This is a genomic window from Acinetobacter sp. RIT698 (assembly GCF_009668065.1).
Classification (GTDB): domain Bacteria; phylum Pseudomonadota; class Gammaproteobacteria; order Pseudomonadales; family Moraxellaceae; genus Acinetobacter; species Acinetobacter guillouiae.
The window spans coordinates 19,689-41,686 of the sequence record NZ_WJYH01000038.1; the positions used below are offsets into that span (position 1 = coordinate 19,689).

At 38.1% G+C, this 21,998-nt stretch carries 25 protein-coding genes; 21 read left to right on the forward strand and 4 right to left on the reverse strand.

Annotated features, from left to right (window positions below; genetic code table 11):
* The first annotated feature begins 11 nt into the window (after window positions 1-11).
* The 21 genes from GJV03_RS15675 to GJV03_RS15775 all read left to right on the forward strand — a co-directional run bounded on the left by GJV03_RS15675 (window position 12) and on the right by GJV03_RS15775 (window position 16,616).
* Window positions 12-434 (forward strand): biopolymer transporter ExbD, encoded by a 423-nt coding sequence (locus GJV03_RS15675; protein WP_056510829.1) that lies wholly within the window; start codon window positions 12-14, stop codon window positions 432-434.
* A gap of 3 nt (window positions 435-437) precedes the next feature.
* Window positions 438-2,168 carry a lipid A export permease/ATP-binding protein MsbA gene (gene msbA, locus GJV03_RS15680; RefSeq protein WP_105712771.1) on the forward strand — a complete coding sequence of 577 codons (1,731 nt, stop codon included), beginning with the start codon at window positions 438-440 and terminating at the stop codon, window positions 2,166-2,168.
* A 6-nt stretch (window positions 2,169-2,174) separates the two neighbouring features.
* A complete protein-coding gene (gene lpxK / locus GJV03_RS15685; RefSeq protein ID WP_154130505.1) occupies window positions 2,175-3,191 on the forward strand; it encodes a tetraacyldisaccharide 4'-kinase in 1,017 nt (338 codons plus the stop codon).
* Window positions 3,192-3,195: 4 nt separating this feature from the next.
* Window positions 3,196-3,957, forward strand: coding sequence for a 3-deoxy-manno-octulosonate cytidylyltransferase (gene kdsB, locus GJV03_RS15690; RefSeq protein WP_154130506.1), 762 nt, complete (start codon window positions 3,196-3,198; stop codon window positions 3,955-3,957).
* Between the two features lie 67 nt (window positions 3,958-4,024).
* A complete protein-coding gene (locus tag GJV03_RS15695) occupies window positions 4,025-5,005 on the forward strand; it encodes a DNA polymerase III subunit delta' (RefSeq protein WP_154130507.1) in 981 nt (326 codons plus the stop codon).
* A gap of 26 nt (window positions 5,006-5,031) precedes the next feature.
* On the forward strand, window positions 5,032-5,373 hold the full coding sequence (locus GJV03_RS15700; RefSeq protein ID WP_004720833.1) for a PilZ domain-containing protein: 342 nt from the start codon (window positions 5,032-5,034) through the stop codon (window positions 5,371-5,373).
* A 27-nt stretch (window positions 5,374-5,400) separates the two neighbouring features.
* On the forward strand, window positions 5,401-6,174 hold the full coding sequence (locus tag GJV03_RS15705; RefSeq protein ID WP_004720827.1) for a TatD family hydrolase: 774 nt from the start codon (window positions 5,401-5,403) through the stop codon (window positions 6,172-6,174).
* 87 nt (window positions 6,175-6,261) lie between these two features.
* A complete protein-coding gene (locus GJV03_RS15710; RefSeq protein WP_004720824.1) occupies window positions 6,262-6,876 on the forward strand; it encodes a TetR/AcrR family transcriptional regulator in 615 nt (204 codons plus the stop codon).
* A 5-nt stretch (window positions 6,877-6,881) separates the two neighbouring features.
* A complete protein-coding gene (locus tag GJV03_RS15715; protein WP_154130508.1) occupies window positions 6,882-7,448 on the forward strand; it encodes a prepilin-type N-terminal cleavage/methylation domain-containing protein in 567 nt (188 codons plus the stop codon).
* Window positions 7,435-7,818: a type II secretion system minor pseudopilin GspI gene (gene gspI, locus GJV03_RS15720; RefSeq protein ID WP_154130509.1), complete on the forward strand. Its 384-nt coding sequence runs from the start codon at window positions 7,435-7,437 to the stop codon at window positions 7,816-7,818. The genes GJV03_RS15715 and gspI overlap by 14 nt, the downstream gene beginning before the upstream one ends.
* Window positions 7,818-8,474: a type II secretion system minor pseudopilin GspJ gene (gene gspJ / locus GJV03_RS15725; protein WP_154130510.1), complete on the forward strand. Its 657-nt coding sequence runs from the start codon at window positions 7,818-7,820 to the stop codon at window positions 8,472-8,474. The genes gspI and gspJ overlap by 1 nt, the downstream gene beginning before the upstream one ends.
* Before the next feature lie 47 nt (window positions 8,475-8,521).
* Window positions 8,522-9,478 carry a type II secretion system minor pseudopilin GspK gene (gspK, locus tag GJV03_RS15730; protein WP_154130511.1) on the forward strand — a complete coding sequence of 319 codons (957 nt, stop codon included), beginning with the start codon at window positions 8,522-8,524 and terminating at the stop codon, window positions 9,476-9,478.
* Between the two features lie 233 nt (window positions 9,479-9,711).
* Window positions 9,712-10,308, forward strand: a complete 597-nt coding sequence (locus tag GJV03_RS15735) for a 6-carboxytetrahydropterin synthase (RefSeq protein WP_004720811.1) — start codon at window positions 9,712-9,714, stop codon at window positions 10,306-10,308.
* Window positions 10,309-10,382: 74 nt separating this feature from the next.
* Window positions 10,383-11,096: a uracil-DNA glycosylase gene (ung, locus tag GJV03_RS15740; protein WP_151957114.1), complete on the forward strand. Its 714-nt coding sequence runs from the start codon at window positions 10,383-10,385 to the stop codon at window positions 11,094-11,096.
* The gene (locus GJV03_RS15745; RefSeq protein WP_056510865.1) at window positions 11,093-12,214 is read left to right on the forward strand and encodes an enoyl-CoA hydratase/isomerase family protein; all 1,122 of its coding nucleotides are present in this window, start codon (window positions 11,093-11,095) and stop codon (window positions 12,212-12,214) included. Before ung ends, GJV03_RS15745 begins: the two co-directional genes overlap by 4 nt.
* Window positions 12,215-12,220: 6 nt before the next feature.
* Complete coding sequence (gene tadA / locus GJV03_RS15750; RefSeq protein WP_056510868.1) at window positions 12,221-12,745, forward strand: tRNA adenosine(34) deaminase TadA; 525 nt, start codon at window positions 12,221-12,223, stop codon at window positions 12,743-12,745.
* 85 nt (window positions 12,746-12,830) lie between these two features.
* Window positions 12,831-13,265 (forward strand): SRPBCC family protein, encoded by a 435-nt coding sequence (locus GJV03_RS15755; protein WP_004720803.1) that lies wholly within the window; start codon window positions 12,831-12,833, stop codon window positions 13,263-13,265.
* Between the two features lie 11 nt (window positions 13,266-13,276).
* Complete coding sequence (gene cmk / locus GJV03_RS15760; protein WP_004720801.1) at window positions 13,277-13,966, forward strand: (d)CMP kinase; 690 nt, start codon at window positions 13,277-13,279, stop codon at window positions 13,964-13,966.
* Between the two features lie 118 nt (window positions 13,967-14,084).
* A complete protein-coding gene (gene rpsA / locus GJV03_RS15765) occupies window positions 14,085-15,767 on the forward strand; it encodes a 30S ribosomal protein S1 (RefSeq protein ID WP_004821252.1) in 1,683 nt (560 codons plus the stop codon).
* Between the two features lie 159 nt (window positions 15,768-15,926).
* Window positions 15,927-16,229: an integration host factor subunit beta gene (locus GJV03_RS15770; protein WP_004720793.1), complete on the forward strand. Its 303-nt coding sequence runs from the start codon at window positions 15,927-15,929 to the stop codon at window positions 16,227-16,229.
* A gap of 21 nt (window positions 16,230-16,250) precedes the next feature.
* Window positions 16,251-16,616 carry a lipopolysaccharide assembly protein LapA domain-containing protein gene (locus tag GJV03_RS15775; protein ID WP_004720791.1) on the forward strand — a complete coding sequence of 122 codons (366 nt, stop codon included), beginning with the start codon at window positions 16,251-16,253 and terminating at the stop codon, window positions 16,614-16,616.
* A 143-nt stretch (window positions 16,617-16,759) separates the two neighbouring features.
* Here the strand turns inward: GJV03_RS15775 and GJV03_RS15780 are convergent, their stop codons facing one another.
* From GJV03_RS15780 to GJV03_RS15795, 4 genes are all read right to left on the reverse strand, one after another.
* Entirely contained in the window at window positions 16,760-17,827 is a 1,068-nt protein-coding gene (locus tag GJV03_RS15780; RefSeq protein WP_154130512.1) for a fimbrial protein, read from the reverse strand.
* Window positions 17,828-17,842: 15 nt separating this feature from the next.
* Window positions 17,843-20,347, reverse strand: coding sequence for a fimbria/pilus outer membrane usher protein (locus GJV03_RS15785; RefSeq protein WP_154130513.1), 2,505 nt, complete (start codon window positions 20,345-20,347; stop codon window positions 17,843-17,845).
* Between the two features lie 24 nt (window positions 20,348-20,371).
* Window positions 20,372-21,076: a molecular chaperone gene (locus GJV03_RS15790; RefSeq protein ID WP_151957119.1), complete on the reverse strand. Its 705-nt coding sequence runs from the start codon at window positions 21,074-21,076 to the stop codon at window positions 20,372-20,374.
* 87 nt (window positions 21,077-21,163) lie between these two features.
* Window positions 21,164-21,700: a fimbrial protein gene (locus tag GJV03_RS15795; RefSeq protein ID WP_004720781.1), complete on the reverse strand. Its 537-nt coding sequence runs from the start codon at window positions 21,698-21,700 to the stop codon at window positions 21,164-21,166.
* Window positions 21,701-21,998 lie beyond the last annotated feature (298 nt).

A 21,998-nucleotide genomic window follows, 5' to 3' on the forward strand; every position in this document is an offset into this window, starting at 1 on the left:
AGGGGTGTTTCATGAAATTTAGACGCAGAACAGTTGAAGATATTCATATCAATCTTACGCCATTGATTGATTGCTTGTTATTTATATTGGTGATTTTATTACTGACCACCACCTTTAACCAGCAAAGCCGGATCAATCTTTCTTTACCGGATGCACAAGGTGTTCCGCCAAAAGAATACAAAAATAAAATTGAAGTCATGGTAGACTCGGCAGGACATTATGCAGTAAATGGGCAGGCACTTTCGAGTAAAGAGTCGGCTGATTTAAGTACTGCAATTAAGCATGCAGCAAATGATAATCGTGATCTGATGTTTGTGATAGCTGCAGATGCTAAAGCGACGCATCAAGATGTTATTCGAGTGATGGACGTCGCAGGACAGCTAGGTTTCGTTAACATCAATATCAGTACCAAAGTTCCATCTCGAGGTTATTAATTAGTGAATCAGGATTTTAAGGTCTATGTCCGTCTTTTGGCATATTTAAAGCCGTATTGGGGGGCAGCCTTACTCGTTATTATTGGATTTGGCATAAATGCGGCAACTGAAGTTTCTGTAGCGAAATTACTCAAGTATATTATTGATGCAATTCAAGGTGGTAATCGTGGTGATCTTGATTGGTTCCCAGCACTGATTATTCTATTGATATTCTTCCGTGGCTTAGGTTTGTTTATGGGAGGCTACTTTACTGCAGTCATCTCAAGAAGTTTGGTATTTAGTATTCGCCAAGAAGTTTATGCCAAACTGTTAAAACTACCAGCACAGTATTACTTGGATAATTCATCTGGCCATATCACTGCAAAAATTATGTATAACGTTGAGCAGTTAACCGCAGCTTCCTCTGAATCATTAAAAACATTAATTCGTGATGGCGCAATTGCTTTAGGTTTATTGGGTTATCTACTGTATACCAATTGGCGTTTAACTTTATGTATTTTTATCTTTATGCCGATTATTGGCTTATTGGTACGTAAAGCTTCAAAACGTATGCGTAAACTCTCTATTCAAGTACAAAATACGATGGGGGATGTCAACCATATTGTACAAGAAACAGTCAGTGGTAATGCTGTTGTAAAGAGTTTTGCAGGTGAAGAAAGTGAACAACAACGTTTCTATAAGTCGTCAGAAGAAAACTTAAAACGTGGCTTGAAAATGGTGGTTGTACAAAACCTAAATAGTCCACTGGTACAATTGGTCATGGCTTTTGCTCTGGGTATCATTATTTGGTTGGCATTACGTCCACAAATTTTAGGCGATACTTCGGCTGGCGAGTTCGTTGCTTATATCACAGCAGCAGGGCTATTGGCGAAACCTATTAAAAACTTAACGGATATTAATGAAAAATTACAACGTGGTATTGCTGCGGCATATTCCGTATTTGAAGTCCTAGATTTGCCACATGAAGAAAATACTGGAACGTTAACGCCAAAATTATTGGGTGATATCAAGTTTGATCATGTGTCTTTGATTTATAAAAATAATGTAAAAGCAATTGATGATTTGTCATTAGACATACAAGCAGGCCAAACCATTGCTTTGGTTGGGCGTTCAGGTGCTGGTAAGTCATCTTTGGTGAATATGTTGGTACGCTTTCAGGAAATTAGCGCAGGGCAGATTTATCTAGATCAATTGCCTATTCAAGATATTGAACTCAGTTGTTTACGTACTCAAGTTGCAATGGTCAACCAGCAAGTGGTTTTATTTGATCGAACAGTGCGTGAAAATATTGCATATGGTCAGTTAGAAAAAGCATCCGATGAAGCCATTATTGCCGCTGCTAAAGCAGCCTATGCACATGACTTTATTATGGAGTTACCAAATGGTTATGACACACCTTTGGGCGCGCAAGGCTTAAGTCTTTCTGGTGGTCAGCGTCAACGTATTGCCATTGCACGTGCAATCCTTAAAAATGCACCAATTCTTATCCTTGATGAAGCCACCAGTGCTTTAGATAATGAGTCTGAACACTTTATTCAAAAAGCATTTGATGAAGCGATGCTTGATCAAAATCGAACCACGATTGTGATCGCTCACCGTCTATCCACAATTGAGAAAGCGGATAAGATTGTGGTTATGGATAAAGGGCGTATCATAGAGCAAGGTACTCATACGGAGTTATTAGCGAAGCATGGCGCTTACTATCAATTGTATGAACGTAACTTTGAGGAATAATCGAACATGTCTATTGCGCAAATCATTCAAGATGCTTGGAATAAACAGTCCAAGTGGTTGATTGCATTGCGGCCATTGTCATGGTTATATCAATTCGGTTTTACGGTAAATAAGCAACTGTATCAAAAAGGTATAAAAAAAACCTATAAAGCACCTGTCCCAGTGATGATTATTGGAAATATTACTGTGGGCGGGAGTGGGAAGACACCGTTATTGATCCAGTTGGTGAAATATTTGCAACATCACCGTGTTCGTGTTGGTGTGATTAGCCGTGGTTATGGGGGGCAAGGGCCTTTTCCTGCACTGGTTACTTTAGATTCTGTGCCTGATCAAGTGGGCGATGAACCCTGTTTAATTGTTCAGTCTACTGAGGTTCCCATGGTGGTGGGTGGCAATCGCCAAGCCAATATTGAGTTACTACTGCAACATTATGAACTTGATTTGATTATCAGTGATGATGGTTTACAGCATTGGGCTTTAGCGCGTCAAATCGAATGGATTGTGTTGGATAATAACCGGGGTTTGGGCAATCAAAAACTGCTTCCTGAAGGTTATTTACGCGAGCCTGTGAGCCGTTTAAAGCACGGTACCGTGATTGAGCATTCGCACCAGCCACATTCAGCTCTGAATATGCATTTAGAAGTGACAGAACCTTATCTATTAAATCCAAGTTTTGACCAATCTGAGCAGTTTGATCCTACACTCGATTATTATGCAGTTGTTGGAATTGGTTTTCCTCAACGCTTTTATAATACCTTGGAAAGTATAGGTGTAACTCAATTTCAATGTCATGAGTTTCCAGACCATTATGATTATGAAATTGATGATTTGCAGTTTGAAGATAACAATCCGATTATCACCACTGAAAAAGATGCAGTAAAGCTTTTACCATTATTGAAAAATCATTCTACATTTAGTCGTGAGATTTGGGTGGTTCCAGTAGGGGCAGTCTTGTCTGATGAATGCTATCTATTACTCAACCAACAACTTACTCAACTTGGTATTGATCTAATACAAGGTTAATTTGATGAAACATATTGTTATTCCTGCGCGTTTTGCGAGTTCACGTCTTCCGGGTAAACCGCTTTTAGAAATTCATGGACGAGCCATGATTTTACGTGTGGTTGATCAAGCAAAAAAAGTACAGGGGTTTGATGATCTTTGTGTGGCAACAGATGACCCACGTATTGCAGCGCTTTGCCGAGCAGAAGGTGTGGATGTTGTGATGACTGATCCGAGTCATCCTTCAGGCACAGATCGTTTAAGTGAAGTTGCTCGGATCAAAGGTTGGAATGCTGAGGATATTATTGTGAATGTACAGGGCGATGAGCCTTTGTTGCCTGCACAATTGGTGATTCAAGTTGCGGAGTTGCTAGCACAGAAAGCAGATTGTTCAATGTCGACCTTATGTGAGCCGATACATCAGCTTGACGAGTTTCAGCGTGACAGCATCGTGAAAGTGGTGATGTCAAAGTTCAATGAAGCGCTTTATTTCAGTCGTGCACAAATTCCTTATGATCGAGAGGATGTTAAACAGGCTGAGCAAAAGCTACATCAGCATGCTTATCGTCATTTGGGCTTATATGCTTACCGTGTCAAGCTTTTACAAGAATATGTCACTTGGGATATGGGTGTTTTGGAACAGTTGGAAAGTTTAGAGCAATTACGCGTTTTAGAAAATGGACATCGTATTGCGATTGATATCGCACAAGTAAACTTACCACCGGGTGTCGACACTCAAACAGATTTGGATCGCTTAAACGCCTTAGATGTAGTGGTTTTTGAATAGTTTGTCTTTGCATTATTTATACTTACGTCACTTGTTTTTACCTCACTTGTATTTAGGTTTTTGATTCATGGATGCTTCTAATTCTCAGGTTTATCCTTGGCAGCAACAGACATGGGAAACCTTAACAGGTCGCTTTCCAAAATTAGGGCATGGTTTATTGTTCTATGGTAAAAAAGGTTGTGGTAAACATGCATTTACCCAACATTTTTTGTCATGGGTTTTGTGTTTAAATAAAACACCACAAGGTGCTTGTGGAGAGTGCGCAAGTTGCCAGTGGCTCAAATCGGATACCCACCCTAACTATGTTAATATCACGACCGATGAAGAGAATAAGAAGCAAAACGCGAAAATTAAGATCGAGAAGATCCGTGATTTACTACCATTTGTGCAGCAAACAGTAGATGGTTGGCGCGTTATTGTGATTGAACCTGCAGAAGCTTTAAATATTGCTTCTGCAAATGCATTATTAAAAACACTAGAAGAGCCAGGTGATCGGGTACAGATTATCTTACTTGCAGAACATTATCTAAAGTTGCCTGCAACGATTCGTAGTCGGTTACAGCACTTTGCCATGGATCGTATTAGCCCCACGCTTTCAGAACAATATTTGCAACAGCATTTACCAAGTGAAATGCATTCTAAAATTAACTTGTTGATGAATTTATCCAATAACATGCCATTGCAAGCATTGGCGCTTGCTGAGCTGGATTGGTTAAACCGACGTGGGGAATTTTTACAAGATTGGCAAAGACTGGTCAGTCAAAAAAGCATGCCTTTACAGTTCGCTTCAAAATGGAATAAAGAACTGAGCTTTTATGATTTTTTACAAATGTTTGAATACTTGTTGTCAGATATAATTTGTGTCAAGCTGAATCAAGTTGTAAAGAATTCAGATTTGCAGTTGGATGAGCTTGCAGCGCAGTATCAATTGCAAAGCTTGTTCTCTATTTATGAGGATTTACAACAATCTAAGCTAAAAGTTGATCAAAATGTACAAACAAATCTAATTATTGATCAATTGTCGATTCAGTTAATGAATGTGACATAAAATTTGAATATTCAGGGGGAATAATCATGCAACCACGTATGGGCGGTTTGATTCAAGTCAACATCAATGATCGTGCAACCTTACAAGCCAGTTATATGCCTTATATTTTAGGTGGTGGCTTATTTGTACCATCAAAGAATGCTGTAAAAATGGGCGATGAAGTGTTCGTATTGGCAGGTTTGCCAGATCAATCACAGAAAGTTCCTTTAACAGGGAAAGTGATTTGGATTTCGCAAAAGCAAAATGGAATTAAGCCACAAGGTTTTGCAATTCAACTCACTGGCGAAAAAGGCATCTATTACAAAATGGAAGCAGAAAAACTACTCGCAGGCAGTATGTCTTTAGACCGTCCTAGCTTTACAATGTAAGCCAATTTTCAATATTTAGGAATTTCTGTGTTTGTTGATACGCATTGCCATTTAACCATGTTAAATCTTGAACCTTATGCTGGGGATCTCGATGCCGCATTACAACAAGCAAGAGATGCTGGTGTGTCCAAATTTATGGGGATTTCTGTAGATTTGGATGACCATATCGCACTTGCAGAAATTGCCGCAAGACATTCAGATGTGGGCTATAGTGTTGGTGTGCACCCATGTGAAGATCCTGCAGTGATGCAACGTGCAAGTGTTGAAAAACTGGTTGAATTGGCGCAGGCTGAAAAAGTTTGGGCCTTGGGTGAAACAGGTTTGGATTATTTTCATAGTACTGAATTTATTGCTGAACAAAAAGCCTGTTTTGCACGACATATTCACGCATCGCAACAGCTTAAAAAACCTGTAGTTGTCCATACCCGTTCAGCAAAGCATGAAACTGTAGACATTATTCGGGCTGAAAAATCAACACATGGTATTTTGCATTGTTTTACAGAGGATTGGGAGACTGCAAAGGCGGTTTTAGATTGTGGCTACTATATTTCCTTCTCTGGGATTGTTTCATTTAAAAACGCGCAAGATTTAAGAGATGTTGCAAAGCAAGTACCTTTAGATCGCTTGTTGATTGAAACGGATAGTCCTTATTTGGCGCCGATGCCTTATCGAGGAAAACCGAATGAACCAAAATACGTTCCTTATGTAGCCAAAGCGCTGAGTGATGTATATGATAAAACGCTTGAAGAGATCGCTTTCATTACCACACAAAATTTTGAAAATCTGCTTCAACAAAAGTGATTGAAAAGCACTGATTTAAAAAGCAATCAATAGAAGTGCGTCAATTTATTAACGGATAGAATTAACAAGAGAGTTTATCGGGTGAAGATGGATCGACAGGCTCAGTTTAGAGCAAGAGAAGCATTGATTTTTCAGGTTGCTGAACAACTGCTTTTAGAAAATGGTGAAGCTGGGATGACATTGGATGCCCTTGCTGCGGAACTAGATCTAGCTAAGGGAACACTTTATAAGCATTTTCAGAGTAAAGATGAGTTGTATATACTACTCATCATTCGTAATGAACGTATGTTACTTGAAATGGTACGTGATACTGAAAAAGCGTTTCCTGAGCATTTGGCTTTTTTTATGTTGCACCATTTACACCATCCTGAACGTGCAGTGTTATTCCATCAGATCGAAGAGCGATTATCCACTACTGGACAAGGCATCCATCATTTATTTAGTGAACTCTATCAAGTGCGTAAACAACGTTTACGTATCATTATCCGAATGACAGAATGCTATCTAGAATCCATTCAAAGTTTGATGTCTGTACGTGATTATTTGGCTTCGATTTGGTCAATTACGCATGGTGGAGCAGCGATATTGAATTCAAGCTTCTATCAACGTTATTTAGGTTGTCGAGATACCTTACGTGTCGCATTGATTGATCAGGCTTTGGCTGTGCCAAAACATCCACAAGCCTCAGAACAGGTGGCTTAGCTGCAATGAAAAATCTACGATCATCTCAAAAAATGCGAGGTTTTACCTTAATTGAGGTGATGGTGGTGATCGTCATCATCAGTATTATTGCCTCATTGATCATTTTAAATATTGATGGCGTAGATCAGCGTAAAGCTATGCAAGCGCGCGAGATGTTATTGCTCGATTTAAAGCAGATTAATCGTGAAGCCAATGATCAAGCGCGTATTTATGCACTCGAATTACACAATGCTACGGATGTTGCAGATGCACAGTATGGTGTTATTGAATATATTCCAGTCAAAGAAGACGCTGAGCAACGTATTCGAGTGGTTGACAATAAACCATGGGAAGAAGTGACGGACTTTCCTAAAAGAGCGTTGCCAGAATACGTTTCATTTTCTATTGAAACGGAAGATCATCAATTCCAAAATGCAAATAACTCAGAACTCTTGGGGAATAATGCACCTAAATTGATTTGGTTTGGAAATGGTGAAGTCAAACCTGTCACAATTCAAATGTATTATCAGCAAAAGCCAGTGGGTGGGGTGATTCGAGTTGATTATTTGGGTAAAGTAGATGAAGAAAAATAAGGGCTTTACTTTAATTGAGGTGGTTGTGGCTTTGGCGATTTTTGCAGTCGCAGCAATGGCTTTGACTAAAGTCGCGATGCAATATACGCAGTCGATAGCCAACGCGATTTTACGAACCAAAGCTCAGTTTGTTGCACAGAATGAAATCTCAATGATGATGATTAATCGTGAATGGCTGTCAGGAACATCATCCAAACAAATCACCACACAAGGTGAAACTTGGCAGGTAGATAAAAAAGCAGAATCTACACTGAGTCCAAATGTACAAAAAATAGATGTGCAAGTGAGCCTTTTTGATCCAGATACGGGTAAAGTAGAAGCAGGGATTACCAATATGGTGTTCTTTAATTATCCGATCAAAGAAAAATAATGATGAATCTAATCAAACATAAAAAAAATCAAACTGTGTATTCACAGAAAAGTACGGGTTTTACCTTAATTGAACTTTTGGTGGCTATTGCAATCTTTGCTGTTTTGTCAGCATTGGGCTGGAAAATATTTGACTATTTGATTAAGGTTAAAGATCGTAATGTCATACATGAGGAAAATTTAGGTCAATTGCAAGGTGCCTATCAACAGATTCAGCGTGATACCTTACAGATTGTTCCTATTTCTGCGAGAAGTGGTGAGGAAATTGAACCTGCTTTACGCTTAGACAATCAAAAACTTTCTTTCAGTAAAACAGGTGTAACCGACCCGCTTAAACAGGGGCTGTCACCCTATGAACGAATTGAATATGTTTACAATGCACAAGAGAAAAAACTTTATCGGTTAAAATATTCAAATTTAAATCGCAATAATTCAGAACAACCCTTATCGAGTGTATTATTGGCAGATGTTGATCAGTATCGTATTGATGTTTTAAATCCAACTGAATTAGATCGTTGGCCAAACGATATGATTAAAAATGATGGGCAATTGCCACGTGGGATTAAAATTAAAGTCACGATTCGTGATATAGAATATGAATGGATTTTTAGTTTGCTTAATTCTGACTATCTGATCAATAACGGCACAGGTAATTAAATCAGTATTATGTTAGATGTGGATCAATCAATTTAGGTAAATCATTCATGCAGTTGAAGCAGCAAAAGGGTATCGCATTAATTACGATTTTAGTGATGGTCGCTTTGGCAACCATTATTGCTGCGACGATTGCTAAACGTCAAAATTACACCAATGAAAGTACAGGGTTTTTAAAACGGCAAAGCCAAGCACTTTTTTATGCAAAGAGTGCTGAAGCATTTTATTCTGAGATATTGGTACAAGACAGCGAAAACAGCAAAGAGGCAGATTATTTACAGGAAACTTGGGCAAAACCAATGCCAGCATTTCCCGTTGAAGATGGATATGTTACAGGTGTGTTGGAAGATGAGTCAGGTAAATTCAATTTAAACAGTTTATTAACCAATGAAGGTAAGCCCAACGATGCAGCACAGAAATATTTTTCTAAACTGTTGGTTCGTGTCGGTTTACCTGCTGATGCTGTCCAAGCCGTGATTGATTGGCAAGATCCAGACAATGAAACCATAGGTTCATTCGGCGCCGAAACAAGTTATTACCAAGGTTTACCTAAACCATATTTGGCTGCAAATCGAAAATTTTCCAGTGTTGAAGAACTTAAACAAGTACGTGGTTTTGAAGAAAAAAAGTATGATTTAATCGCACCTTATATATCGGCACTGCCTGATATTGCCACACGAATTAATGTTAATACAGCACCTGCAATGGTTTTGGCAGCCATGGATGAAAAACTAGACGTAAATAGCATACAAACAGCTTTAAAAGCGAGACAAGAAAAACTTGAGCACTTTGCCAATGTAGGTGAGTTGATGAAAGTCGCACCATTTGACACATTGGAAGCTGCAAGTAAAACCGAGGCAGATAAGATTTTCGGTGTGACATCCAATTATTTTAAAGCCAACATCGAAGTATCTTTAAGCAATCGAAAGCGTCAATTTACTACGCGCTTTATGCGTAATGATAAATCGCAAGTTTATGTTTATTCGCGTAGCCTTGCGCCATTTTGAAAATTTTAGTGAATATTTATTTTAACTATATGATTTTAAATAACTATAAAAAATAGTTAAAAGGTAGTCAAAAGGTTGGTTGATTGAGTAAACATGATTCGATAAGCTAAATAGGCCTAAAAAAGCAGATCATCCTTTTTGCTAATTGCAATCAACGTGAAAATTAATGCTCAGGGTTCGAGTTTTGCTTTATAATCGAGATTCTTTACCGATTTGTTTATAAAATTTGGCTCATGTTAATTCGTAAGTTATTTAAGTTTGAAAATGCACATATTGTGCGCAATTGCACGTCAGATCGTTGCAAACGGTCTATACACGGGCACAGCTATAAAGTTGAATTACTACTTAAAGCTTCAAAACTTGATCATGGTCAAATGGTATATGACTTTGGATTGCTTAAAGGTGTAATTAAAGAAATTTTCGACAGTTTTGACCATGCGATCTGTTTTTGGCAAGAAGATAACCCTGAATATATTCAGGCGTGTAAAACCTTTAGTGCTCGTTGGGTGGCTTTGCCAGTTTCTCCATCGGCTGAACAGTTTTCACGGATATTCTTTTTTCTCGCGCAACAGATTTTAAAATCCACCATTACCCAAAATGGGGAAGGGGATGTTGAAGTCTATTCTGTGATTGTGCATGAAACCGATACAGGTTATGCGCAAAGTTTTCAAGAAGATATTGAAAATGCTCAGATGGGACTGTTGAATCTGGATAAAATTATTTTTTCTGAGCAGGTCATATCTGAATGGTCTGACCCAGAAATGTATGAAAAATTGAAACAAGGTATTCCGTTTCAAAACCCTGAAGTGGATTTACAGGTTAAAATTTAAATGATGATTCTTGAGTGAAATCCATCTTTAGGACAAATAAATTTTTAGGAAAATGAAATTTAGGATGAAAGTTGATGCAATTATCTGAACTCGAACAAACAAAATTAAATCAAGTTCGGTTAGATCAAAGTTGGAAAGAAGGTTTAGCTGAGTTTCTTTTGAGTCAGCAAATGGATGATTTGCGTTCTTTTTTAGTTGCTGAAAAAAATGCAAATAAAACCATTTATCCACCGAGCTCACTTATTTTCAATGCATTAGACACAACGCCATTGAATCATGTAAAAGTGGTCATTTTAGGACAGGATCCTTATCACGGCCCTGATCAAGCGCATGGCTTGAGTTTTTCCGTACAAAGAGGCGTTGCATTGCCTCCGTCTTTACGTAATATCTTTCATGAGTTAAATACAGATTTAGCTGTGCCTGTATCCCGACATGGTGATCTCACTAAATGGGCTCAACAGGGTGTATTGCTTTTAAATAGTGTGTTGACAGTGGAAGCTGGGCAACCGACATCACATCAAAAACGCGGTTGGGAAAATTTTACAGATCATGTGATTGATGTGTTGAATGAGCATAGAGAGCACATTGTATTTATACTTTGGGGTGCATATGCTCAGAAAAAAGGACAACGTATAGATCAAACGAAGCATCTGGTATTAAAAGCTGCACACCCATCTCCATTGGCAGCAAATCGTGGTGGCTTTTTTGGTTGTAAGGTTTTTTCAAAAACAAATAATTATCTGAAACAATATGGCATTGAGCCAATCGACTGGCAGCTGGACGCATGACAAACTCTCCCGAAATAAATAATTATCACCCAGATCTGATTATCGAAGAAGCGAAAAAGGGATGGCGAATTATTCGCTTAAATCGTCCTAAGTCGCTTCATGCACTTGATGAATCTATCGTTGCGGCATTATTGAAGCTGTTTGAGGATTTTCATCATGATGACTCAGTTAAGGCAATTTGGTTGGATTCAACCACGCCAAAAGCTTTTTGTGCAGGTGGTGATGTTCGTAAACTTCGCCAATTGGTGATCAACAATGAAGTTGAAACAGCCAATAAGTTTTTTGAAACGGAATATGCTTTAGATTTACTGTTGCATAATTATGCTAAACCTATAGTGGTTTGGGGTGAAGGTTATGTCATGGGTGGTGGCTTAGGCTTATTTATGGCTGCCCCATTTCGTTTAGTTACTCCGTATTCGCGTCTTGCTATGCCTGAAGTGAATATTGGTCTATATCCAGATGTGGGGGCTACACGTTTCTTGGCAGATCGTGGTCCGATAGGTTTATTCACAGGTTTAACTGGTTCGATCATGACTGCAGCGGGTGGTTATGGGATTGGCTGGGCAACTCATATTTGTGATGCCCAACGTGATGTGGTTTTACAGAAACTGATTGATATTGATTGGGATCATTATCCTGCTGGTGATTTCCGTGCTTTAGATGACACCTTAAATAGTTTACATCGTCCTGTTTCACCGGGACCGTTGCAAAACTCTTTGGATGTGATTCATAGTGTTTGTCGTGGTGTAAACTTTGAACATGATTATGAAGCGATTATTGGCCTAAGTGATGCGCGTAGTGATTGGTTGCGTCAAGCCAGTGAGAATCTACAAAAGGGCTCACCAAGTACTGCTGCGATTACCTGGTTGTTATGGCAGTGGGGACGTCAAGTTCATCCGTGGTCTGAGGTTTTTGAATTAGAAAAACAAATTTCTGATTGGAAAATTCGTCATCCTGATTTTGTTGAAGGGGTACGCGCACGTTTGGTGGATAAAGATTTATCACCAGAGTGGGAACAGGTTGAGTCTCGAACATTGCGTGGAATACTTGCTAAAAATCCACCTGTCACAACGATTGACAGTTGGAATGCGCTGCTAAGTCAGTACGGTATCATTTAAGGTCATATGACTGAAAAAACTCAACAACACATAGATCAACAATGGATGCAGCTGGCTTTAGAGCAAGCTGCATTTGCTGCATCTATCGGTGAAATTCCTGTTGGTGCAGTGATTGTAAGTCAGGGGCAAGTCATTGGTGAAGGTTATAATCAACCGATTGCTCAGCATGATCCAACAGCTCATGCGGAAATTCAGGCACTGCGCAATGCGTGTCAAAAGATTGAAAATTATCGCCTGCCAGAAGACGCCACTTTATACGTCACACTTGAACCTTGTACCATGTGTGTTGGTGCATTAATCCATGCAAGAATCAAACGTGTGGTTTTTGGCGCGACTGAACCTAAAGCGGGTTCACTTATCAGTAGCCGCCAACTGTTAGAGATTGGCTATTACAATCATATATTTCAGTTTGAAGGCGGTTGTTTACAAACGCAGTGCTCAAGCCAACTGTCTGATTTTTTTAAAATGCGTCGTGAGCAAAAAAAACAATTAAAGTTACAACAAAAGACCTTAAATGACTCTTTAAAATGATCTAGAATACACAAGATTTTAGTGACAATGAAAATTGTCAAAATAAGGGTTTAAAAATATAGTTAAAGTTTAAAAGGGTATAACAATGAATTCTATTCAAGTAAAACAAGAGTTTAATGCACCAATCGATCAGGTCTTTGACTTGTTATCAAAGCATTCAACCTATAATGTGGCTTTTGCTCCCATTCAAGTTGTACGGGTAAAAGATGCTGCTGATCCTGAACGCCCAGATGGATTGGGTTCTATCCGTCGTATGGGGTTTGGTCCGATCAAGCCGATTCAAGAGAAAATTACGCATCTGGATGTCAATAAACGTATTGAATATAAGTTAATTAACAATCCATTGATTAAACATCATATTGGAATTATTGAGTTTACAGCGCTTGATGCAAACAAAACCCGTGTTGACTATACGATCGAATTACAAGCACGTGCACCATTTGTGAGTAAATTAATACTTGCACAGCTTAAACTAGCGATTACACTTGGATTTAAGAAACTTGCTAAGTCTGTAGCTTAATTGGAAATTCAATGACAATTCAAATTATCACAATCGATGGGCCAAGTGGTTCTGGTAAAGGAACACTTGCAGCAAAACTTGCGAATCACTATCAATTCCATTTATTAGACTCTGGTGCGCTGTATCGTTTGCTTGGATTGTCATTGCATCAAAAAGAATTGTTGGACGCATTAGATACTGAATCTGTATTGCAACAAAGTGTGACGATTGCAACAAATTTAGATATCGTATTTAAGAGTGCTGACAACGGAATCATGATTTTGTTAGATGGTGAGGATGTCTCACAAACGATTCGTACTGAACGTGTTGGTGAATTTGCTTCAAAAGTCGCAGCAATTCCAGCGCTTAGAGCGGCATTGGTAGATCGACAACATGCTTTTGCTCAGTTGCCTGGCTTGGTTGCCGATGGGCGTGATATGGGCACTTCTATTTTTCCACAAGCACAAGCGAAGATTTATCTCACTGCTTCAGCCGAGTCCCGTGCAGAGCGTCGTGTAAAACAGTTGCAGGGAATGGGGCTGGATGTTAAAATAAGCGACATTTTAGCAAATATACAAGCTCGAGATAAAAGAGATATGGAACGCACAGTCGCTCCACTCAAGCCAGCAGAAGATGCTTATATCATTGATAGCTCAGAAATGAACATCGATGAAGTGTTTAAACTGATGACTGATTATGTCGAGTTACATTTAGCTAAATAAAGAATATTTAACCAAATATTAGCCAAAGCATAGCTTGATCAGTTTATACGGACTATGTGGATGGCTTAACTAAACCGGCCTTGTCTGATCCAAGACCGTTGACTTTACTAGGTATATCATGACCGAATCTTTTGCAGCCCTCTTTGAAGAAAGCGAATCAACTCTCAATATCGACAAAGGTGCCGTTATTAAAGGTATCGTTGTTAGCATCGACTCTGACTGGGTTACTGTTGACACTGGCCTTAAATCTGAAGGTGTTGTTGCACGTTCAGAATTCTTAAACGAACAACGCGAACTTGAAGTTCAAGTTGGCGATGAAGTTGATGTTGTTGTTGAAGCGCTTGACAACGGTATGGGTCAAACAGTTTTATCACGTGAAAAAGCGAAACGTGCTGAAACTTGGACTAAACTTGAAAAAATCTTTGAAGACGGCGAAATCGTTACTGGTGTTATTTCTGGTAAGGTTAAAGGCGGTTTCACTGTTGACATCGGTCCAGTTCGTGCATTCTTACCAGGTTCATTGGTAGATACTCGCCCTATTCGTGATACAACTCACCTTGAAGGCAAAGAGTTAGAATTCAAAGTAATCAAACTTGATGCTAAACGTAACAACGTTGTTGTATCTCGTCGTGCTGTAATGGAAGCTGAATCTTCAGCTGACCGTGAAGCGCTTCTTTCTCAATTGGAAGAAGGCCAAACAGTTACTGGTACGATCAAAAATCTTACTGATTACGGTGCATTCGTTGACCTTGGCGGTATTGATGGTCTTCTACATATCACAGATATGGCTTGGAAACGCATCAAACACCCTTCAGAAGTTGTTGAAGTGGGTCAAGAAGTTACTGTTAAAGTACTTAAGTTTGACAAAGAACGTAATCGTGTATCTTTAGGTCTTAAGCAATTAGGCGAAGATCCATGGTTAGCGATCATGAACCGTTATCCTAAAGGTTCTATCGTTAAAGCACGTGTTACAAACTTAACTGACTACGGTTGTTTCGCTGAAATCGCTGAAGGCGTTGAAGGCTTAGTACACGTTTCAGAAATGGATCACACAAACAAAAACATCCACCCATCTAAAGTTGTTCAGATTGGTGATGAAGTTGATGTTATGGTTCTTGAAGTTGATGAAGAACGTCGTCGTATTTCATTGGGTATCAAGCAAACTCGTGCGAACCCATGGGAAGAGTTCTCTAAGTCACACGACAAAGGTGAAAAAGTTTCTGGTACGATCAAGTCTATCACTGACTTCGGTATCTTCATCGGTTTACCTGGCGGTATCGATGGTCTAGTTCACTTGTCTGATATTTCTTGGAACGAACAAGGCGAAGACGCTATTCGTCGTTACAAGAAAGGTGACACAGTTGAAGCAGTTATCTTGTCTGTAGATGCTGAAGGTAACCGTATCAGTCTTGGTATCAAGCAAATGAACAGCGATCCGTTCAATGACTTCTTAGCTGCTAACGAACGCGGTGCGTTGGTTAAAGGTACAGTAACTGCTGTTGACGCTAAAGGCGCAACAATTAAGTTAGCTGACGAAGTTGAAGCTTCTTTGAAAGCATCTGAAATCAACCGCGATCGCGTTGAAGATGCAACTAAATTCTTAGAAGTTGGTCAAGAAGTTGAAGCTAAAATCATCAATGTAGATCGTAAATCACGTTCTATCAACTTGTCGATTAAAGCGAAAGACGAAGCTGAAGAGAAAGAAGCTGTAGCAAACTTGAAAACTACAACTGCGCCTACTGGTCAAGACAATGGTCCTAAGACTATTGGTGATTTGATCAAAGCACAGATGAACCACTAAGTTATTGTTAAGAAGTATTATTTAATGTAATTAATTAATATTTTTTATTCAAATAGTGTAAAAGGTAGCGTAGTATATGATTACTGCGCTACCTTTTTGTATTTAAAAAGGATATTATCTGGTGTATATCAATTAGCATTAAAATTAATGAGGTCTTAAATGACAACTGAAGCACTTAATAAGTCTGACTTAATAGAAAGAATTGCTCTTAAAAATCCGCATTTAGCAGAGCCATTAGTCGAAGAAGCAGTTAAGATTATGATCGATCAAATGATTGCATCATTATCTTCAGATGACCGTATTGAAATTCGTGGGTTTGGTAGTTTCGCTTTACATCACCGTGAGCCACGTGTGGGTCGTAATCCTAAAACAGGTAAATCAGTAGAAGTTGCAGCAAAAGCTGTACCTCACTTTAAACCTGGTAAAGCACTCCGTGATGCAGTAAACGAATCTGCTAATTAATAAAATTCGAATGAGGTGAGTATGCGCTATTTCTTAGTTGCATTACTACTGGTAGTCTTTGGTTATGCTTTAGCATTAGTCTTGCAGAATCCAGCTGAACTACCTGTAGATTTATTGTTTACTCAAGTACCAGCAATGCGTTTAGGCTTATTGCTATTATTAACTTTGGTACTCGGGATTGTTCTTGGATTGTTGCTTGGTGTACAGGTTTTCCGTGTATTCCAAAATGCATGGGAAGTTAAGCGTCTTCGTAAAGATATTGATCATCTCCGAAAAGAACAAATACAGACAGCACAATTGGCCGCTGCTGAGGCTGCTGCAAGTGCTCGTCATGAAAAGACGGTATTAGATATTCAGCCAGAAAATAAGAATATCAATCCGCTTTAATCATTATGATAAAAAAAGCGCTTTACCATCACTGTAAAGCGCTTTTTTGTTGGTACTGATTTTTTTAACTGTGTCGATTATTCAACATTAAAAACTTTGTTCAATATCATCAAACAAATAAAAGAATATAAGTTCGCTATTTTTTAATCATATACGATATTTAAATAAGCTTGAGATCTGACCAGACCAGGTGTCACGGTATTGGCTGTTCTCACGTAATTGGCTTTAATCACATGTTGAATCAGCTGAGAAGTGCTTAAATTGCCAAAGGTCCATTTGTTGGTACTCTTTGATTGGTTTGGATCTAGACTAATTATCGCATTATTTTTATCACGTAAACGAATACCTACACCAGTCGCATACCCAGCACCAACTTGATTCTCTAATATATTTGTCGCATTGGATTGATTTAAGGCATCCGTGGTATAAGCCTTTATTTCACGACCTGCACCATCATTTAAATTTGCACAATTTATACTGAGGGTTGCTGTATTGCTTGAGCTTAACGCGGTTTCATTTCCGACTAAACCCAAGTTTCGTACACTAACATCAGGCAGCGCAATGGTGTAGCTACTTTGACTCAGTGAGCATGTGGATTCAGAGATATTGACTGTTGCATTTAAATATACGGGAATTTGTCTATTTGCAGGGATGAGACCATTATCACTTACACGTCTTAAACTGATAGTTGCTATTTGTAGATTAGACACATTAATTGTTGCAGGATAGGAGGTCATTGTTGATGTTCTGGGCAAAACATATAATGTCACTCTCATTTTTACACCATGTGTATCACCACTATAACTATAAATGGCTAATTCAGTGGTATTTAGCGTTTTTAATGTGCCACTTGCAGGTGCATCGCCCATTTCAACTTTAATTCCTAAAGCTGGGTAAGCATTTAAACGCGAAATATTGGCATCATAAGGAATCACATTGGTGGCAAAAACATTCCCAAAAATGGTTCTATTTGTGCCAACAGTACATCCACTATAGACACGGAAAATATCAAAATTTGCTGAAGCAACTTCGCGAGAATAGACATTGGACTGTACCGATGTCCCTTCATATTTATTAATGTTCATAGTACTGGCATTCATCGTCGGCATGCTATAGCCGCTGGTGAAATTGCTGCCTACACTGCAATCTGCAAATGCTGCAAAACTTGCAGGGAGTGTAGATAACATAAATAACAATTTATATTTCAGCATAAAATTACTCCGTGCTTATTTACAGTTTAGGCTAAAGCTTGCAAAAGGGGTTTGATTTTTACTTTGTTGCAATATTTCTTTGGAAATATCGAATTGACAAGAATCAGTATTACTCCAATAGACGCTATAGCGTTCAGGATTTATATTTTGCATAAAAATTTGCTGACCTTGTCCTACTGTAGTAACAGCATTACCCAAAGTATCTTTCACTTGAGCACCCATTGGAATGAGCACCTCATTTGCGTGTTTAAGTTCGATTAAGGCTTTTGTGGTTTTTAATGCTTTAAAATCAACCAAAATACTTGCGTTTGATTTGGGTACAACTTGTAATTGGGTTGCATCAACATCGGTATTTAATGGAATTGTATTTGGGTTTAGGTTGATACTATTGTATTGGTAAGGATTTAGATAGGGAATAATTGCATTGCCCCAACGATCAATTTTAATATTATTTCCATTGGAGAGGCTGGTTCCCTCTAAACCTTTGGCATGAATAATTGCAAAAGTATCATTTAAATCATTGGCTAAGGTAATACCGTGTTGATGTGCAACAATTGCACCTTGTGCTTGTAAAGAGTATTGACGTTGTTGGTCAAAGTCAGTTGCATAAGTCGATGCTAAATAAACCGGATTGGTTCGATAACTCAAAGAACTGCTGAAGAGATCTTTATCTTTACTATTTGAATAATTGAAGTTATAGCCGAACTGCTGATTTTCACCTAAATTTCCAAATATGCCGACTTGATTGGTATTGAGTGCATTATTATCTGGATAGACTTCACTACTTAGACGTAAATTACTATTTTTCTTTTTAAACGATAGAGGAATATTCACATTCACAAAGTATTGAGTGTCTTTATCTAATTTGTATTGATCATTTTGAGTATGTTGCATACCGACATAGTAACTGATGCCTTTATAACTATTGCTATAGCTAATTTGATAAAATTTTTGTGTATTGATTTGATGCCAAAATTTATATTGCGAAAAACTGGCTGAAACAGCACCAAACTGATGACCTAAGTTTTGGCTTAGTTGAATATAGTTTGATGACTTGGGACGACCATTAAGCACCAGCGCAGAACTGTTGTTTTGGATATAACGATTCTGCATGGCTTCATCAAAGGAATAATATTGATCATTTCCATAAACAGTACTGTTTAAACTGATATTTGTTTTTGCACCGTTTAGAGCAAGGTTATAGCGCAGCGTAACCAAAGAACTGTCTAAATTTTGGTTGGATTGGTTAATATCTGCTTTAACATAATTGCTTTCTAGGGCAATACCACCGAGCTTGGTATTTAAAGCGGTTCCAAGAATATAAGATTGATAGTGATCACTGATCAGTGCTGAGCTGCTCACAGAGATAAAATCATTTAATCCATAATCAAAAGATGCATTAATTAATTTCTCATCATAGGATTTGCTATTTTGACGAAAAGTACCTGCTGCAATTTGATAACGATACTGTTGCGCGCGGATAGACTGAATAAAATTATTATAAGGCAAATCAAAACTGCGGATTTCACCATTTGCTTCAATAATATCTACATTTAATGTGCCACCCGTCCCAGGTGTTTGGAGATCTGTAATGTTAAATGCACCGGCAGGAACAGTGCGTTCCATAATAATTTGTTGATTTTGGCGTACCCGTATTAAAGCATTACTTTTTGCATAACCTGAAATTGTAGGTGCATAACTTTGCAATGAAACCGGAAGCATTCTGTCATCACTGGCAAGTTGTACCCCACGAATGGCGATACTCGAATTACTATTGATGGTTTTTGTATTGGTATAGAAATCACCAAGGCTAAGCTGGGTTTTTAAACTAGGCAGTACTCGCATAAGCTTGTTTTCATAGCTAGTATATTGGCCTGAATGATTGCTGTCTCCCATACTGGTGCTACCAGAATGACGGAATTGCCAATCATCAATATTGATACCAGAATTAATATTGAGAAAACTAGAATCTTGTTTGTTGTCCTGACCATAATCTGAATTATAGTAATTGTAGTAATATTTGAGAAAAGCGCTATTTCCACCAGTTTCCCAAAGTGAGGGATCTATATAGCCAAATGGTCGCTCATTTAACATTGATTGAGGGCTTGAAACATCCACGCGTTGTTCCGCTATATTCAGCTTCCAGAACACGACATGATTCATTAAGCGTGTATCGATACAGTCCCCAGTGACTTTATCTAAATTGATAAGTTTATGATTGAAATCAAGCTGCTTAACAGTACTGCGTGGAATACAATAGCGTTGCTTTTCAGGTGATTCAGGATCATCTGAAATATGCACAATAGAGCGGGTGATATAACGATCATTTAGGTAAATATCGAGGATGTAATCATTTGGCGCGACTTTATCGCTTGAAACAAATTTTTCAAGATCAATTGTTTTAGAATTTTTGCCGTATAAAAAACTATTATCGAATTGTGGTGCTTGCGCTATAACATTTTGATTGCATAGATATAGACTTAGCGCCAAAACACTATACCTAAGTGTGAAATGTTTCAAGCACAATTCTCCCAATAATTTAGATTAAAACTGTTTCTCTATTGTCGATAAACTGCCGTAGTCATTGATTAAATAAAGCTGGACGGACTTGGCGTCTGATAAATTTTCGACCTCAATTTGTTGTTTTGAAAATGGTTCTATAAAGCTTAGATTTTTAATTTCGCTTGGCGCACCATTTTTTAAAACCAGATTCGATTTACCAAAATTTAAGTAATAAGGTGTCGGATTATTGATTTGTAGTTGGTTATTTACACGTTGTAATTCAACTTTTTGAAACGCTTGTTGCTGTTCCATTTTGATGCCAGTTGGTCGGTAAAACAGTTTTAAGCGGTTACGAATCGCAAATTGTAAGTAATTTGCTTCAGCTGTTGGCTTGGCTGGGATATCAAGTACGTTGAGCCAAAACAATGTTTCTCGATCAGTAGCAAGTTTTTGTTTTTGATTGAAAATGACACGTAAAGATTGACCTTTAGCAGCTTCAATCGTGGTTATTGGAGGGGTAACAATAAATGGGGCTTGGGTTGTGGTTGGATCTGCAATAATGTCTTTACTGTCCACCCATGATTGTACTAATGCAACTTGATCACCTACATTGGTTAATTGCACAGATACAAATTCTTTATCACTAGGGTAAATTACACGGGTACCTGTAATCACAATACCTGCTTGAGCGGATGTGATCAAAGTACTGAGCATTAACAAGCTAGAAATAAAAATGGTTTTTTTCATCGAAAGACCCTTGGGGAGAGGCAAGTCTGGTTAAGATGTAGAAATTAACGCAGACTTGTTTGAAAACTTACAGATCCAAATTTTTAATTATGGATATACAACATAGTAAGTAGCAGTCGTGCTTACATCACCAGCAGTTGTTGCACCAGTTGCATAGTAACGCGCATAAAAATCAAGATTTGCAGAACCGTTTGCAGTTGCAACATTTGAAGTCACAATGTTTTGGCCTGTACGATCTTTAGTAAGGTCAATTACTGCTTTTGCAGAGTTTAATAATTGAATATTTACATTTGTTGCACCGCCAGTCGTTACGGTATTGTTTAAACGGCCTGCAGTATTAATATTTGCATTGGTGTTGTCATAATAAACACCCACATTACCTACAGGGCATGCAGTTAGATTAATGGTAAATTTAGTGTCGCCATTTGTTGTCGCCGCTGTCGCTAAAGTTGATTTACCTACAGTCGGTAAAACAACAGTGTAGTTACCAGCAGTACCACCAACTGTACAGGTTTGATCAACGATTTTACCTGTAACTGTTACTGTACCATCAGCAGCCGCAAAAACTGTTGAAGATGCTAAACCTAAGCCAATGATCGCTAAACCCAATTGAATATTTTTCATAGAATTTCTCTCAATACTGCGTTGATTTGCCCTTTACTGGTACTTTCCTAATAAAGGGGAAGTGTTTAGGAGCTAAACAATAAGGGCTACTATAAATTTTTCCTAAATAAAAACAATGAAAAAAAGAGACAAATATCACATTATTTTTATCTTATAAGCACAATATAATGTTATTTGTTTTAGATTTGTTTTTTATTATTTAAATACAAGAGTATGTTTATAATTAACATGTTTATTTAATTTAAAGCGGATTTGTTTCTGTTTACTAAAAAGTGACAAAAAATGTCACTTTTTGTGA

Coding starts and splice junctions, on each gene's coding strand:
- GJV03_RS15675 (WP_056510829.1), top strand. CDS start 12: ATGAAATTTAGACGCAGAACAGTTGAAGATATTCATATCAATCTTACG.
- lpxK (WP_154130505.1), top strand. CDS start 2,175: ATGTCTATTGCGCAAATCATTCAAGATGCTTGGAATAAACAGTCCAAG.
- kdsB (WP_154130506.1), top strand. CDS start 3,196: ATGAAACATATTGTTATTCCTGCGCGTTTTGCGAGTTCACGTCTTCCG.
- GJV03_RS15695 (WP_154130507.1), top strand. CDS start 4,025: ATGGATGCTTCTAATTCTCAGGTTTATCCTTGGCAGCAACAGACATGG.
- GJV03_RS15700 (WP_004720833.1), top strand. CDS start 5,032: ATGCAACCACGTATGGGCGGTTTGATTCAAGTCAACATCAATGATCGT.
- GJV03_RS15710 (WP_004720824.1), top strand. CDS start 6,262: ATGGATCGACAGGCTCAGTTTAGAGCAAGAGAAGCATTGATTTTTCAG.
- GJV03_RS15715 (WP_154130508.1), top strand. CDS start 6,882: ATGAAAAATCTACGATCATCTCAAAAAATGCGAGGTTTTACCTTAATT.
- gspI (WP_154130509.1), top strand. CDS start 7,435: ATGAAGAAAAATAAGGGCTTTACTTTAATTGAGGTGGTTGTGGCTTTG.
- gspJ (WP_154130510.1), top strand. CDS start 7,818: ATGATGAATCTAATCAAACATAAAAAAAATCAAACTGTGTATTCACAG.
- gspK (WP_154130511.1), top strand. CDS start 8,522: ATGCAGTTGAAGCAGCAAAAGGGTATCGCATTAATTACGATTTTAGTG.
- GJV03_RS15735 (WP_004720811.1), top strand. CDS start 9,712: ATGTTAATTCGTAAGTTATTTAAGTTTGAAAATGCACATATTGTGCGC.
- ung (WP_151957114.1), top strand. CDS start 10,383: ATGCAATTATCTGAACTCGAACAAACAAAATTAAATCAAGTTCGGTTA.
- GJV03_RS15745 (WP_056510865.1), top strand. CDS start 11,093: ATGACAAACTCTCCCGAAATAAATAATTATCACCCAGATCTGATTATC.
- tadA (WP_056510868.1), top strand. CDS start 12,221: ATGACTGAAAAAACTCAACAACACATAGATCAACAATGGATGCAGCTG.
- GJV03_RS15755 (WP_004720803.1), top strand. CDS start 12,831: ATGAATTCTATTCAAGTAAAACAAGAGTTTAATGCACCAATCGATCAG.
- cmk (WP_004720801.1), top strand. CDS start 13,277: ATGACAATTCAAATTATCACAATCGATGGGCCAAGTGGTTCTGGTAAA.
- rpsA (WP_004821252.1), top strand. CDS start 14,085: ATGACCGAATCTTTTGCAGCCCTCTTTGAAGAAAGCGAATCAACTCTC.
- GJV03_RS15770 (WP_004720793.1), top strand. CDS start 15,927: ATGACAACTGAAGCACTTAATAAGTCTGACTTAATAGAAAGAATTGCT.
- GJV03_RS15775 (WP_004720791.1), top strand. CDS start 16,251: ATGCGCTATTTCTTAGTTGCATTACTACTGGTAGTCTTTGGTTATGCT.
- GJV03_RS15780 (WP_154130512.1), bottom strand. CDS start 17,827: ATGCTGAAATATAAATTGTTATTTATGTTATCTACACTCCCTGCAAGT.
- GJV03_RS15790 (WP_151957119.1), bottom strand. CDS start 21,076: ATGAAAAAAACCATTTTTATTTCTAGCTTGTTAATGCTCAGTACTTTG.
- GJV03_RS15795 (WP_004720781.1), bottom strand. CDS start 21,700: ATGAAAAATATTCAATTGGGTTTAGCGATCATTGGCTTAGGTTTAGCA.